Consider the following 15,425-nt stretch of genomic DNA (forward strand, 5'->3'; position numbering starts at 1 on the left):
AAGGAAACTACAGTACACAACGTGTTAAATTTAACTCAAATAGCTCTCTTTAACTTTTCGTTACATACTTATAAATTTTCCCGCCGACTTACTTAGTGCCAGTAAGCCAATAGCTTTGCCTATCTTGCCAATAGTTATTCTCGCGGGTTTTTCTGCACTCAGAAGCGATCGGACAGCATTTTTTACCTTTTCGAGAACTTGCTTGTCTCTTTCTGCCCAATCAACTTTACCGACGCAAGGGAGAGGCACTTTTAAAGAAGGCGAATTTTTGTTGAGCCACTCTTTATCGTTTCTGTATAGCCAAATATATGTTGCCTTAGCTAATGCCCTGAGAGTAGTTTTCGATGCCTCTGGATACTGCTGTAGTAAAGCTTTCCAAGCTTCCCGGTATTTTATTTTGCGATCGCTGGCTAAATTTAGATTTGAGTCTAAAACTTCCTGTAAGTCTACTAGCCGATTTTCCTGTGAAGATTTCCAAGAAGTTTTTAGCTTAAGTACGGTAGTATAACGGTTTACTGTTCTGGGATCGACATTGAGCCGTCTTGCTGTCTCTCGTAGACCTAACTTTAGGATTTCTATAGCAATCCTAAATCATTCATGAGAAAACACCAGATTCGTGGAGTTTATCAAAGTCAAAAATTTGACAATGTACTGATAACTCAAATAAAGCTTTGACAACACAGAAGGAATGGCAGAAAAAATAAAACTCTCTAATCAATCTTTTTCCTTGCAACCAAATATCTTCTACAGGATTTTGTTGCGGTGCATTGGGAGCAAATCTTTCACAGCTTATCAAGCATTCTTCTCTTTCTAAACCATTATTTAAAGAATCCAAATAATCTTTAATTTGCTGTGAACGGTGATAACTTGCACCATCCCAAATTATTAACAATTTTGCTCCTGGGCGTTGCGATAGCGAAGCGCTGCTGCTTTCAGCAGATCGCAAATATTCCAAGAATTTAATCGTATTTTCTGAGTTACCTTTTTGAGCGGGATAGGTTAAAAATTCTTTGGTCTTATAGTCTAGTCCACCGAAGTACGTTTGCTTATCACGGGTATTTACAACTGGAATTGATACTCGCTCATTTGTCTTACCCCAAATATAACCACATACATCTCCCCATAGGAGATGACATTCATCAACCATGAATATAACTAGCTCTCCAGAATCAATTTCGTCCCGGCGCACGGACAACAGGTCACAAATTTCTTTTTTTTTTACTTCTACTAATTCTGAATCGTATTTGGGATTATTTGCTTGACTTTTCTTCCAACTAATTCTCGCTTCATTAAACAAATCATAGTAGCTTTGTTTTGATTCAAACGTTACCTCGTATTTGGTAGCGATGTGGTACTCTAACTCATTAATAGTCCATTGAGATTTAGATTGCAGCCATTCGATTATCTCCGAACGTTGAATAGTATTCAGCAGTCCTAAACTTCCTTTGTGCGCCAGCTTTAAACCTTCAACTCCGCTTTGAAAAAATGCCTTTTTCCACTTACTGATAAAACCAGAGGAAACACCCAGTATTGCCATAATCTCTTCGTGATTGTATCCTGAGAACAACATCTTGACTGCGATCGCTCGCTTGACTTCACGTTTATCTTGGCTCTGATCGATAAACGCTTCTAATGATTGCATCCACATTGCTACCCCCTGTACTTTGTCTTAATTGCTGCTCTCCTCTCTTTTCAGTATTTTCTCACAAATCATTTAGGATTGCTATATCAAATCTTCTACTTGATAATTCGAGATAAATTGGAGATTTTCAATCAACGAATTCAGGTTAGAAGGTAAGTCAACAGTAGCTATTACACCTTGAGAATTAAATAGCTCCTTTAGAGTTATTTTTGGACTGGTGTTACCACTCCTAATGTGGTAACGAGCCAAGATACTGTATAAAATTTCATCTGGATAAGGGGCTGGAAAAAAGCCAAGCATAGATTCTTTCTCATGTTGAAACCGGAAAAGATATTTTTGTAAATTCCAGAGTGTTTCAAATTTGTGGCGATCGCTATCCACACCAATTTTCCATAGCAAACAAAATTATGAGGATTTTTATCCTCTATCATCAAGGCTTTAGGTATTATACAACGCCTATTTTATCATCAATTTAGGTATTACACAATAACTAAATCTCTTTGAGCAATTTATAGAATCTACCTGTAGTCCTTGCTGTTGACTATGATTTAGGAGGTGTGTAATAGCTCGGTACTAATGGGAAAGAAAGGGCAGAAAGGACAAAAAGACGTACCAGAGATGTACGACGAGGTTAAGAAAAGGGTCAACCTAGCCCTTACTCCCACTGGTATTGAAGGATTAGATGCGATCGCCTCTAATTTTGATCTAAGCAGGTCGGAGCTTGTGGAGAGAATTGGCAGACGACTGATTTGCCTAGATATAAATTCCTTCACAGAGGAGGAGATGGAAGCTGTAAAAAAGCACTGACCGAATTGATTGCTATTTACCGCGATCAGTTGAATGGTCAGGGTTTGTTTACTGGTCTTGGTGCAGTTGAGAGCGATCGCAAATTGCAACTACGGAAGCAGATTGAGCAATGGGAACAAATCCGTGCAAAAATTTCCAGTTAAGAGGGGATTTGAAGTATAAGCTATGACAAAGAGTAGCATAATCCTGCTCAAGGTCTTAGGACATCTAATGTTAAAGAACGGCGTAAGGTTAAATTCAATTTTGCAACTTGGGCATTTTGATGCTCAACGTCTTACAATATCTAATATTAAAGAACTGGAAAGTGCGATCGCGTAAAGCTATAGACAGTCGATGCTCAACGTCTTACGACATCTAATGTTAAAGAACATAATACAGCAAGCAGATACCAACGCTTCAAGGAATATGCTCAACGTCTTACGACATCTAATGTTAAAGAACGGCGATGGCTAAACACGTTAATCCATCAGGTCTTGTAGATAATCTTACAAGCACCTGTCATTAGGAGGCACTAAATTTGCAAAATTTAATGGGCTAGGCTAACTTAACAACGCTCAGAAGGCTTATTATTAAAACTTTCTGAGGAATTGCAAGCATCCTAAATCATGGTGAAAGCGCTAGATTGCTGATTCAGTAAAGAATACCGACTTTTTATCTCTTTGTGTCGGCATAACAAGCAGATATCCCTGTCAAAATCTAAATATCCTCATTTTTCAACTAGTTTGAATTGTAGTCCACGATAAATTCGGTGGTTGCCATACTTGGGACTCTTGAAGCTCATAACACTGCCAGCGCGTTCTCTTAGACCCAACATGGTCAACCCAGTAGGGTAGAGTTAGCGAACCATCTTCATCTATAACTAACCACCACAGCGACTCAGCATGATAGTTCTCAGATAAAAGGGTAACAGTATTGACTAGATCCCGACTTTCACCTAAACACAGTCCACCAAATCGATTAATAGAAGCTGGGTTCGCAAATGCCTGCTGCAAACGTTCTAGTAAAGTAGGCTTTGCTTTGTCTGTTTTTACCCAAACTACAAACTCAACGTTCGTTAGCAACTCTTGGTAATCAGGTTTAACATTCTTAGGGTTGTGGATATCTTTGGTTTTAAACCTGTGAAAAGTCCGAATTACAATAGATTTATCTGGTTTAGACAAGAGTGCGATCGCTAATTGAGTTCCACAATGTCTATAACGATTTGTCTCACCAATCAGAGAAAGCAACATCCCGTACACTGTAGAAGGTGGAGGGACTGGATATGTTTCAGCGTATTCTCTAGCACGGGAGTGACGAAAACAAGCAATAGGTACTTCAACTTTCAAAGCAATTGTCGTCACTTAGTCCCTCCCCGATGACAACTGTAAATCTTCAGAAATGACTTGTTTTAGCGCATTGACCGCGGATTTCACTCCAGGAAACACATTTGCTCCTAAGTCTTCTAAACCCTGAGAAATTAAGCCTCCAATCCATAATTCTTTGGGATCAATATCTCCTACTTCTATCTGTCGCACTAAGTTTGATGCTGACATATTTCCCAGTTCGTCTTGCTCAAAGCAATATAGAAAACGAGGTGAAAAATCATGTGTCCACCGCAGTACAATACTTTCAGGGGAGAAATCATACAAAAAGCGGGCATGATTTCCCGCCACTTCACCAATCGAAACCAAACCATCTAGAACAGCATGGATGCGAGATTTATCTTTAAGACTATCGGGTGTTAATGCAAAACCATATTGATAACGAGTAGCATGAATCTCTGTGGCATAAAGAGAATTTCGTCCTTTGACTCCACTAACAGCATTAAAGGTAATGTCTCCCATAAAGGGTATCATTGAGACTGCACGAGTAACTTCTAATACACCTCGTCTAGCAGTTATTTTCCCTTTAGGCTTTTGCTTGCCTTTACGTGGAGAAGTTTGCTTGTCCTTACCTTTAGAACTTTTTTTATTATCATCTTGAGATGTTTCCTCTACTTCACCTTCAGCCTCATCTGACGCTTCCACTTTTGCTGCTTCTGCCTGCATAAATCCCAAAATATCATCATCAATGAAGCGAATATCATCAAAGTTGGGGTCTTGCAAAACATGATTCGCTACTGGTTGAGCATTCTCATCCCAACGTCGATTCACGGGATAGCCAATATTTTGCCAGTAGTACCGTAATGCCCAACGAATTGCCTCAGATGAAATGCTAGTATGAACTTCACCTTTCCAATTTAATTTTTGTAAGGGAGTTATGTTACCTTCATTTTCCCCACGGTTATTAGCTGCGGTTCCGTAATTTGTCAAAATATTGCCCAAAATATTGCCGAATAAATGAAACATTTGAAAGTTACCTAAAGGATGAATACTTTTTCAGTAATTAAATCAAAAAAAATACATATTTATTCATTGTCTAAGTCAGATTCTTCTAAGATTTTTTTATTTTTATTAGTCTTGCTTTTTGGATAGCTAGCAATAGCAATAAAAGTTAAATCTCTGGCAACCTTCCAATCCATTATTCCTGATATTAAGGGCAGTAATTCTTCCCAATGTTCTTCTAGAATTGAAAGTTGTCCTGCTTTTCCCCAAAACTCTGCAATGAATTTGCGGAAGTTTTCAATATTCGTGCATCGTCCTAGTTGCGATAAGATACGTATATTTTCTCGTTCAATTTGAGCATATTGACCTTCTTTTGTCCGGTCGTAAATCTTAGCATATATTTTTTTCAATGCTTCATGGCAAGCTTGAATAAATAGCTTTTGAGCATTTATATCCCATTGAGAGTGTTCAATCATTTCGTATATTCCTTTATCTTCAGAAAGAATTACTTTCAATAAATTAACATTTCGGATTTTTATATCAAAATTATTCCACCAGAGAAAGCCTTTTACTAAATTATCAGCAATTATTCCTTTAAGCACATTGCTAATAATAAAATTTTTATTTTCATATTTAATAATTCTGTAATCTGAAAAAGAGATGCAACTTAGCTTATAGATAATCTCAATTATTTCAGTCGCTTCTACTACTGCTATTTCTGTGCGAGTTTTTTGCTGCTTTGACCAAATTACCGTTCCAAATAATATTACTTGGCATCGTTTTACCTGATTGGGTATAGCCAACTCTATAGTTGTTTTGTAAGTAAGGAATCTTAATGCGGCATCTCCTAAGCTAGATACATGGAAATGTTTGTAATCCAAGTTTCCTAAATTCCAGTATTGCTGGGCATAAATTTCTAAGTTAGTCACTTCAGGTATAACTATGGCATACTGTGGGTGTTGCGGTTGAGTATGCGATCGCAATACAAAGTAGTGGCAAGCAACAGGAGCATATAAAAGAGCAAAAGCCAGTTGTGGTTTCTCTTCAAACTTAGTTTCTTTTGTAAAAGCGACATGACGAACTACAGATCCCGGATACAGCCAACCTACTACGCCAATTGACTGCTGTAAGAATTGACCTTGTTCATCGCAGAGTTGTTTAGCAAAATTTTGATGAGCATAGGAAACTGCTTTCTTATATTCAACATCTATTTCTATGCCATCAACACTATCAACTTTTAATGACTTAGATTTTTTCCCCTTAAATTTAACAACCTGATTATGTTGGAGGAATGTTGCCGTGATTCCCAAGTGAATATTAATTTGGGTTTCAGTGTTGATTAAATGCGTATTTATGCCTGTCAGCGAAATTAGACCTTCTTCATTAATCTGAAAAGATTGCTTTAGCAACCAGTCTAAAACTATGAAATCCTGCCCTTGCCATTGGAGGCTGATGCTGCGAGGAGTCAGCAACCAAGTTAAATTACCAGGTCGTCCCGTAGGTATTGGGTATAATTTTTCTAGTCGCTTGAGCGTCATCCAAAGTCCTGCTATGCCAACACGATGTATCCAAGTTATGCTTGGATCGCCCAAATTTAACTGAATTTTGGGGTTGACGACACTAGCCACTACAGACATCTTATTTATTTCTGGGAAAGATTCAAAAACTTATTTAGATTCATTGAAGATAAACGGTTTCATACTTATATTGGGTAGTAGCCAAAACCAGCTTTAACTTGCGTTTCCCTTTATCTTCACTGGTACAAAAAGGCCACAGCCCATCTTGCGCTTTCCCCCAATGCCATGTCTGAGCAATGTTAGCGAATCTTCATTGCTGAGATTAATGATTTCTAACCCAAAACCCACAACCGTAAAGCGCTTGATTTTAATACTTCTACGTTTTGGGCTACCATCAGCATTTTTAGTAATAAAAGCTTTTGCCTGGATACCTAGTTGTTCTAACTGACGCTGTGCAGCTGCTAAAAATGATTCCGGTTCTTGATAACCCTGGATAATCACTATACGCGATCGCAGTCTCTCAGCAGGCTCAAGCAAATAAATTTCAGGAATCCCCAAGCGAATTGTATGCTTGCCAATTCTCAAGGGTTTACCTGCTAATGGATAAACCAAACGCACTTGATCCATCGGTAGCCGAATCCGAAGCCTAGAATTTTTAGTTAGCTGAATTACGCCTTCCTTGGGAATACCTGCAATAGTATGAATTCCAACTGTATCTAATTTATGAAGTTCAGGTTCAAAATGAGCGATCGCAGAAAATAGCTCATAGCCGTGGTCTAGAGGTACTGTCTCACCAATCAGGTTAAAAATTAAATCTATGTATGGTAACTGAGAGGTTAAAAGCTTTCTTTGCTTTGTTAGGTTTAAAGGTGACTCTGGAACAATCTGCGTAGGTAAGCTGCAATCAATAATCATCTTTAGCACCCTATCTTTAAGCAAATACACGATATTTGAGGCAACTAAATTATTACTTAGGCTATCTTAGTGATTAATATGAGATTACTTTAAAATGACAAGCAAACATGATAATTTTTAGTAACTTTTTATTGATTTATATTAATATACATAAAAATATTTATATGTGAACTTTCCTACTGAAAAAATGCTTCTATAGAATTTGCTAAAAATTTTATCATCAAGATATGAGTGATCCGGTCAATAGCTGGATTTAAGTCACATCCAAGCAAGCAATGGGAGAAATATTTACCTTGATGTTGGGTTAACTTTGGATTGAGAGCTTCTAAAGATTTTTGACCATAAAAATCAAATATAAGCTTTGAAAAACCATATTCGTCAAATTTAAACTTCCCAGCAGAAAAGATTTGCAATAGCCCTTTACTCACTAAGTAACGCTGGTACCGAGTGCGAAGCCAAGCCAAGCCTTTAAAGGCAAAATTACTATGAATTAGCAAGTTAATATCATTTGTCAGCGTGAACAGTGTTTTTAAAGTCTGATTTGCCAAACTTTTTATATCAGTAACTACTAAACAATTATCTAAGCTTGCAGCATAATAATGTATGCCTTTCGATTCAAGTGCAACAGAACTATCGCACAGAACGACACCATGAGTTGGACAAACCAATATGCCAGGTACTTGATGTGTTCTATGCCAGTAAGGCTCACCATATTGTTGGGTATCTTTTTCTAAACATTCAGGGCAAAATTTTTAAAATTTTTTTGACTCACCACTAGAACCATTAGCCACCTTAGCAACCTCTAAAATAGAACCACTAAGTTTTTTACTCATTGAGTCTTTTAATGACCAAGCTTCCTGTGGCATTAAGAAAGTTGCATAAAAAGGGTATAAAGTATGATTTCGCAGTAAATTACCGACTGTTTGGTAGGAACGTAAAGGTAAGTTTTTAACTAAATAATTTAAGTGATTAGTTAAAGTAATCTTGCATACTTGTTGAGAACTGTAACCGAATAAGTCTAAGTCAGTTTGCTTAAAACTTCTATTACCACTCCGAATGTGGTATCTAGCTAAAGTACTATACAAAAGTTCATCTGGATACAGAGTTGGGAAGAAACTAAGCATCGATAAGCGAAATATTTATAAAATCTTCGACTGGATTTTTGATTATACCAGCTAATTTCAAATCTTCGTATGCAGATTTTTTCTCCTTGTTGGCATTTTCAACAATTCGTCGAATGTCATTTCCTTGATATTTTGGCTTTAATTTAGCTTTCCTTATATTTGTCTTTACAAGACTCTCATTTACTTTTTCTTCTTGCAAAGCAAGAGTATACGCTTTCTTGACTAACAATATAATGTCTTCATCTTCATCACTAGAAATCATTATTTGTTCTGCACATTCTTTTGCTTTAACAGGTTCTACTTCCAAATTCAAAAGCTCAATAATTACATAATTTAGCTTTGGCGATATCTTATGCTGAGTCTGCTGCTTCCTGGCTAATCTCCGAATTTCTTTCAAATCTTTAGAATCAATCTCAGATAGACATCTATTTTCATATTCTGTAGTTTCTAGAGGAGCAATATCTTTATACTTAATCATCCACTCCTTATCACCTGATCTAATAGCATCTAGCATTGGCTTGACTAAATATAGTCCATCTTTAGCAGCTTGACGAATTAGCTCAACAGTAATAGTTTCTTTACCACCTATTGAGATAGCTCTCCATTGAACCATCTTGTAAAGCTTGACAGCAATATCAATAATTCCTTGACTTTCGTTATAGAAAACTTCGTTAATTTCATCTGAGAAAGGAATTGGCATTTTTGTCCATTGGTAGTCCCACATCCCTTCCATGAAAAAATACCATTCATCATCATTTGCCATTGTGTCCCAAATTACACTTCCCTCTCCCGTTCCTCTCCTAGCATTTCTAAAATTTCCTTGAAGAATGGGAAAAGCCTCATTCGTGCCAACGCGAATTACTGGAATTCCTACGGTGTTGTCCATTTTTACTAAAAAGTTCAACATATCGGAGCTACTTCTTCTTGCTGTAACAAGATTTTGCATCTCATCTATGACCAAAGCTCCTAAATGATGAGTATGGGCAATCTGAGCAACTTGAGCAAGCATATAATCTTCAGAGTTGCGCGATGAACCAAATTTTTTGAAGTAGTTAGTACCCAACAACCTGTCAACAGCAAGAAAAATATCAGTACACAGACCCTTCAAAGAACCGGCATGAGGACAATCAACCTTTAACCAAACTATCTGGTAGACACTATGTTTAGGGTGAAGAATGACTGAAGGATACAAATTAAGAATATTTTGAAAATTTGTAGACTTCCCCATTCCTGATGGGCCAATCAGGGTTAAACCGGAAGCAGACGTAGGAAGATTAACGTAGTTTTCTAAGTTTTTACCTCCTCCGTCTTTTATTGCATTATAAATTTGCCTAGAGCGACTTGCATATTCAGGCTTTAGAACATTCCGAGCCAGATAGCCAGTCATTATAAGCGCACAAATTCTCTTCTGTAATTCAACAGTTTTATTTTGGGGATCGAAGTATCTAGAAAGCCTCTCGATGCAATGAAATCTATAACGAGCTTCTAGGTTTCTCTCTTCATCATCAAAATCTGGCGTTCTTGTTACTTTATCTATAAATTCGTCTGCTGAAAGGATAGGAGGTAGCGCCTGAATCAATGGGTTAGCGTTATACTCTGGAAGTTTTTGGTCTATGTATTTGGCAATAACCGCTAATTCTCCATCAGGAATCCTAACAACTTCACCCTCATTATTCCTGTCCACGTTTTCGCTCCTGTCTCTTGCGTCTTAATAAATTCATGTGGTCAGGCTGCAATGATTTTGATGCCTCTGAATCTTCATCTTCAGGCAAAGGCTGATTATTTATAGTTTCAATAATGTTTTCTTTTTCTTGCTTTGCTAGTTCAAATCCCTCACTTTCACGCCTTTTATCTTTTTCAAAAGCTCTATTACCTCGGATACCAGCAACTTTTTTTCTGTTACTGATTTTGTCATCTAAAACTTCTTCAGTCTCTTCTTTAGCTTTACTAACTATACTTTCTATGTTTGCTATTAAATCTACTTTTCCTTGTAGCTGTTTACCGTAAATTTTTTGTTTTTGCAGTTCTTCAGATGCCTGTAAATATTCGATGTCATGTAAATTTTTATCAGAGTATCTTTGTTGTGAATCTAAAAGAAAACACTTTTCAAAATCTCTGCCATCGGGAGAGCGCACATAAATATAGTTGAGTTGGCGAATATCATATGAAACATTCAATGATTTTTCTGATTTAGAAAGCAAACCACTTCTAGATTTTTCAAACCAAAATTCTTTTCTTGCTTTATCACAGGTATAGTATATTCCTTTAAATTTAATACCACGAGCAGTAATTGTTGCTTGCCCTGTTGGCATTAGGTTTAACTTGATAATATCTTCTGGAAAAGTTCTGAGTCTACCAGAACGATTTGCTATTCCCCACTCCCACAGTTCTCTGGGTATCGGATTTATATCATCAGCAATCATCATCTCATCTCTACTGTAATTACTTAAATAGTCATGATTGTTCCGTTGGAGAATTAAAAAAATAATTATTTTAGTAAATTCTTCTATATCAAGTCTGCCATCAAGGCGGTAGTCATGCCCTCCTCTCTGCCTAAAATCTGTGTCTATATAACCGGGAACAAATGGTTTTACATACCCATGAATAATACGAAATTGTCTTTCAACTAAACCTTTCCAATCTGCTCGATAAGGAGCAGCATTTTCAATGCGAACGTTTAAATTAGGGATTAATGTTTCTACCTTCATGCCTGCTAATTCACCTCGATCGCCCAAAATAGCATCAGGAACATGCTTGCATGGCCAATCACTTTCAGAAATTTCAATACCATATTCTCGGCAAAACTCTACCTTGTCTGTAGCGGCATTGGCTAAAGCCATCATGGCTCCTGCCCAAGATGGCCCTTCCAAGCCAACATAAACACCCGTTATCATGCGGCTAAAAACATCAATAACCACATAGATAATAGGTCTACCAATAATCCAGTTGCGATTGTATTCTGATACTAAGTATACATCTGCAATTGTGGCATCAATTTGATATCTCGACCCAGGCCCCATCGTTTCCATTTGTGAGGTTCCTGTAATAGCCCGATACTCAAGAGCATACTTTCTAGAACCTTTACGAGATATAATAGTCTTCCTAATATCAGTTTGTTCTACTTCATACCAATATTTAAACTGAGTAAATGTAGGTTGTTTTTCTGGAGGGATTAAAATGCTTTTTTTCACTCCATTCTCATCATAATAAAAATCCTCATGGTAAAAATTTTGTATCATCAAATTATAAGCAGTAGTTAAAAAATTCTCTTTAGGATTGTTGTAGAACTTAGTAACTGCAAATCTAAAGATTTTTTTATCCTCCTCTGTGACATTTACCCCAGTACCAATTTCTTGGTCATGTGCATATTTTCTTGGTCTTCCTCTCTTCTTGTCTCCTGATGTTTTAGGTTTTCCTCTACCACCAGAATTTGCATAATCAGGCAGAAGAGCATTTTTATTTTTACCCCTCTGCCAAAATCTTCTTAAATATTTATAAACACTTATTTCTACTAATTTACCTTTACTTCTACCTGCATTATATTTTTCAATAGTCTGCTGAACTAAAGCACCTCTATAATCTCGATAGTAAACCGAGGGTTCTTGAGTAATGATAAATGAAATTATTTGCCAAGCTCTATCTCTCAGTTCTTTTTCCTTCTCTGACAAATCTTCATCTCTGACTATTCTTGCCCACGGATCTGATTTAAGCTTCAATGCACGACTATCAGAAATAGCTTCTATAATCTCTGAAATTTTTTTAGGTTCTGGAAATCCTGTTTTAGTATTTATATCAAAAACAAAGGCTATAGTATATCCTTCATCAATCCAAAGAACTCGTTCTACGAAGTTATTACCTGATTCATCAATCCATTCAATCAAGTCATTGACAAATAATTCATTAATCATGTAAAGCACCTCGTATTTTTTTAAATAATCTTTTTAATTTCTTTTGAAGAAGGGGAACTAGATATTTTGGTTAGTAACATATCCATAATGATTTCTTTCCGAGCGATAAGGTGTCTAAAAAGATAGAGGCATGTACCAGGCTCTATATTCATGTCTTTATCTAAACCCGTTGTTATTCGATTGATGCTTGAATCAGCTTCCTGAAGCCTGGACTTTAAAATGTTGGCAATATTACGTAGTTCTTCGAGATTTATATCTGCATTTTCCTCTAATTTATAAGCAGTATGAACCCACTCAATATTTTCCGCTAATAGTTTAGGAACTTCTTTTTCTGTAATTATTCCCCAATCAATATCTTTGGCAGCATAGTAACGCTTTTCTAACTCAAATTTTTCAGCTACAGACTTACTTCCTAAATCCTTGGTTAGCTTAAATGTTCGTGCTTTCTGGACTATCTTTTCGCCTTGCCTGACAGAAAGCATAAAATCCGTGGTTAAAGGATAGGGAGTATTCCTTTGAGGGTCTTTGGGATGGTTAATAGCCATTTCTTCTGCGATACTCATTGATAAGTCAAGGTCAAGTAGAGGAAACTGCTCTCTTATATCTACAATCGCATCAGACCACTCAAACACATAAAATAGCCGCTTCTCGTTATCAGAAAACAGATGATGTTCTCGGTTTGTTTTCCAACCTGGAGGTCTGGAAACACGACCCTTTGAAGGAAAATCCTGAATCTTTATCCAAGGCTGATAGTCTTTACCGCTACCCTGACCACGCCCTTCCTTGAAGTAACGCTCAAACTTGGCTTGCGTCCAATCTTGATTGCTTCTAGCCATAAAAACTCCTGTAGATGCTCACATACACACCTACAGGATAAATTGTACAACTTTTTTATGTATTGTATAACTTTATTATTTGTTATACGACTTTATTATTCCTCTACAATTAATTACACGTATAAAATTATACTACTCCACTGTAACACTTTTAGCCAAATTCCTTGGCTGATCGACATCCAAACCGCGACGGGCGGCAATATGATAAGCGAACAATTGTAAAGGAACTACTGTGAGCAGGGGAGAAAGTAACTCGTCCACATGAGAGACAGGAAGAAGATCGTTAAAGATTTCCGCCGCTTCACCATCGTTGACGGGAGTCACGCCAATTAACCGAGAATCTCTGGCTTTTGCTTCTTGGGCATTAGAAATAACTTTTTCGTACACACTACCAGGGATTGCGATCGCAACTACTGGTACTTTCGCATCTAACAGAGCGATCGGGCCATGTTTCATCTCTCCAGCCGGATACCCTTCGGCGTGAATATAGCTGACTTCTTTTAATTTCAACGCGCCTTCCAAAGCAATAGGAAAGTTAATTCCCCTACCTATAAAAATGAAATCTTTGGTTTCGGCGAATTCGTGGGCTAGCTGTTCAGTTAAATGTTCCTGAGTTTCCAAGGTTGCCTCAATTTTTTCGGGAATCTGCCGCAACCCGTTAATAATTTTCTCTAAAATATCTTTTGAAACTGTCTGACGACGAGCTGCTAAATCCAATGCCAATGCATAAAAGGCCATCAGTTGGGCGGTAAAAGTTTTTGTCGCCGCTACCCCAATTTCAATTCCCGCTAGAGTACTGATGATATGCGGTACCATATCACCAAGGCTGCTTTCCGGTCGATTAGTAATACCCAGTAGTCGCGCTTGATATTTGGGTTCTTTTCCCTGGCGACGTTCTTTTTCCATCGCCAAAGCTGCTAAGGTATCAGCAGTTTCACCTGATTGAGTAACACCAATAATCAACGTGTTAGATGTCAAGGGTGATGGTGCATAACGATACTCAGAAGCATAATGTACCTGAGTTGAAATTTCTGCTAATTGTTCGATTAAATATTTTCCGATTAATGCTGCGTGCCAACTGGTACCACAGGCGACGATATGAATTTGTTCTAAATCAGTGGATAAATCCGCAGGTAAACCAAGATTGATTGGCAATTCGGTAGATTCGCCTGGATTAAAGTAAGCTTCTAAACTAGCTCTTACTACTCCTGGTTGCTCATGGATTTCTTTGAGCATGAAGTGTTTGAATCCCTGCTTTTCTACCATTGCAGGATTGAAGTTGAGCAACCGGGGTTGTTTTTTCAACCTGTCGCCAGCAAAATTGTAAATCTCAACGCCCAAAGGTGTGAGGCGGGCAATTTCGCCATTTTCCAGAGGTAACACTGCACGGGTGTAGGCAACGATCGCAGGCGTGTCAGACGCACAAAAGAACTCCCCTTGCCCAAAACCAATTACTAACGGTGCTTGTTGGCGGACAACAATCAATTCATCGGGGTAGTCAGCAGAAATAACTGCGATCGCAAATGCCCCGCGCAAGTGGTTAACAGCTTGACGAATTGCCTCTAGGAAGGGAGATGAGGAAGATGAGGGAGGAAGATTCTTTAAAAATTCGGCTATCAGATGGGGAATGACTTCGGTATCGGTTTCAGAACGAAATTCGTATCCTTTTCCTTTGAGTTCCTCGCGTAACTCGCGGTAGTTTTCGATAATGCCATTTTGCACCACCGCCACTCGCTTTGCCATATCCATGTGGGGATGGGCGTTGTACTCTTCTGGTTTACCATGAGTTGCCCAGCGTGTGTGACCAATACCAATTTGGGCAGGGGTTTCTATTTGTTCGAGTTTAGAACGCAGGTTATGGAGTTTGCCCTTTGCCCGCACACAATTAACCTCACCTTCCCAAATAGTGGCGATTCCAGCAGAATCGTAGCCTCTGTACTCTAGTTTTTCCAGCCCAGCCAGTAAAATGTCTGTCGCCGCTTGTGTGCCTATATATCCAACGATTCCGCACATTGTTCACACCGCTTTTTTTCAGGATTATTAAATCCAGTATCTATAGTTGGTAGCACAAACTCGACGTTTTGCAAAGAAAAAAGGGAGTAATTTACTCCCTTTACCACTAGGTATTGCTAAAGGTGCTTTGTATTAAGAAACTTTAAAATTCTTGAGGACTGAGTTCTGAGTTCCGTTAGCGTAGCGGGGCGTAGCCCATGCTGAGTGAAGAATCAAGAAATTGTTTTTTTGATTTACTTCATTTTGCCTCAGGACTCAGGACTCAGGACTCAGCGAAAACTCTGTAGCTTGCTTCCCGCAGGGTGCGGAGGCTTTCTTTGATGCGTTTATATCACTGCCGAGAGGCGCAAAGGCTTGCGC

14 protein-coding genes and 1 pseudogene are annotated in these 15,425 nt (G+C 38.0%); 3 read left to right on the forward strand and 12 right to left on the reverse strand.

Features of this window, described 5'->3' with window-relative positions; genetic code table 11:
- Positions 1-60: 60 nt before the first annotated feature.
- The 3 genes from V7K30_RS15745 to V7K30_RS15755 form a co-directional block, all read right to left on the reverse strand.
- A complete protein-coding gene (locus V7K30_RS15745) occupies positions 61-585 on the reverse strand; it encodes a TnsD family Tn7-like transposition protein (protein WP_335000769.1) in 525 nt (174 codons plus the stop codon).
- Between the two features lie 10 nt (positions 586-595).
- Positions 596-1,642, reverse strand: coding sequence for an IS630 family transposase (locus tag V7K30_RS15750; RefSeq protein WP_335000771.1), 1,047 nt, complete (start codon positions 1,640-1,642; stop codon positions 596-598).
- Positions 1,643-1,723: 81 nt separating this feature from the next.
- Positions 1,724-2,041 (reverse strand): TniQ family protein, encoded by a 318-nt coding sequence (locus V7K30_RS15755; RefSeq protein ID WP_335000706.1) that lies wholly within the window; start codon positions 2,039-2,041, stop codon positions 1,724-1,726.
- Positions 2,042-2,218: 177 nt separating this feature from the next.
- Between V7K30_RS15755 and V7K30_RS15760 the strand changes: the two genes are divergently transcribed.
- From V7K30_RS15760 to V7K30_RS15770, 3 genes are read left to right on the forward strand one after another with little or no spacing between them, the layout of a single operon-like run.
- A complete protein-coding gene (locus V7K30_RS15760) occupies positions 2,219-2,449 on the forward strand; it encodes a hypothetical protein (protein WP_335000708.1) in 231 nt (76 codons plus the stop codon).
- Between the two features lie 5 nt (positions 2,450-2,454).
- Positions 2,455-2,592: a hypothetical protein gene (locus V7K30_RS15765; RefSeq protein WP_335000710.1), complete on the forward strand. Its 138-nt coding sequence runs from the start codon at positions 2,455-2,457 to the stop codon at positions 2,590-2,592.
- A 22-nt stretch (positions 2,593-2,614) separates the two neighbouring features.
- On the forward strand, positions 2,615-2,767 hold the full coding sequence (locus tag V7K30_RS15770) for a hypothetical protein (protein ID WP_335000712.1): 153 nt from the start codon (positions 2,615-2,617) through the stop codon (positions 2,765-2,767).
- Between the two features lie 395 nt (positions 2,768-3,162).
- On the opposite strand, the gene cas5 is transcribed toward V7K30_RS15770, so the two are convergent.
- The 9 genes and pseudogenes from cas5 to glmS form a co-directional block, all read right to left on the reverse strand.
- Positions 3,163-3,789 carry a type I-MYXAN CRISPR-associated protein Cas5/Cmx5/DevS gene (gene cas5, locus V7K30_RS15775; RefSeq protein WP_335000714.1) on the reverse strand — a complete coding sequence of 209 codons (627 nt, stop codon included), beginning with the start codon at positions 3,787-3,789 and terminating at the stop codon, positions 3,163-3,165.
- The gene (locus tag V7K30_RS15780; protein WP_335000716.1) at positions 3,790-4,776 is read right to left on the reverse strand and encodes a DevR family CRISPR-associated autoregulator; all 987 of its coding nucleotides are present in this window, start codon (positions 4,774-4,776) and stop codon (positions 3,790-3,792) included.
- A 59-nt stretch (positions 4,777-4,835) separates the two neighbouring features.
- The gene (gene cas8a1 / locus V7K30_RS15785) at positions 4,836-6,389 is read right to left on the reverse strand and encodes a type I-MYXAN CRISPR-associated Cas8a1/Cmx1 (RefSeq protein WP_335000718.1); all 1,554 of its coding nucleotides are present in this window, start codon (positions 6,387-6,389) and stop codon (positions 4,836-4,838) included.
- 93 nt (positions 6,390-6,482) lie between these two features.
- A complete protein-coding gene (cas6, locus tag V7K30_RS15790; protein ID WP_335000719.1) occupies positions 6,483-7,184 on the reverse strand; it encodes a type I-MYXAN CRISPR-associated protein Cas6/Cmx6 in 702 nt (233 codons plus the stop codon).
- Between the two features lie 176 nt (positions 7,185-7,360).
- Positions 7,361-8,308: pseudogene (locus V7K30_RS15795) on the reverse strand (TniQ family protein).
- A complete protein-coding gene (locus V7K30_RS15800; protein ID WP_335000720.1) occupies positions 8,301-9,992 on the reverse strand; it encodes an ATP-binding protein in 1,692 nt (563 codons plus the stop codon). Before V7K30_RS15800 ends, V7K30_RS15795 begins: the two are co-directional and overlap by 8 nt.
- Entirely contained in the window at positions 9,979-12,216 is a 2,238-nt protein-coding gene (locus V7K30_RS15805) for a transposase (RefSeq protein ID WP_335000722.1), read from the reverse strand. Before V7K30_RS15805 ends, V7K30_RS15800 begins: the two co-directional genes overlap by 14 nt.
- A gap of 20 nt (positions 12,217-12,236) precedes the next feature.
- Positions 12,237-13,052, reverse strand: a complete 816-nt coding sequence (locus tag V7K30_RS15810; protein WP_335000723.1) for a TnsA endonuclease C-terminal domain-containing protein — start codon at positions 13,050-13,052, stop codon at positions 12,237-12,239.
- A 132-nt stretch (positions 13,053-13,184) separates the two neighbouring features.
- Positions 13,185-15,065 carry a glutamine--fructose-6-phosphate transaminase (isomerizing) gene (gene glmS, locus V7K30_RS15815; RefSeq protein ID WP_335000725.1) on the reverse strand — a complete coding sequence of 627 codons (1,881 nt, stop codon included), beginning with the start codon at positions 15,063-15,065 and terminating at the stop codon, positions 13,185-13,187.
- Positions 15,066-15,425 lie beyond the last annotated feature (360 nt).

It is taken from the genome of Nostoc sp., assembly GCF_036917655.1.
In the GTDB taxonomy this organism is placed as follows: Bacteria; Cyanobacteriota; Cyanobacteriia; order Cyanobacteriales; family Nostocaceae; genus Nostoc.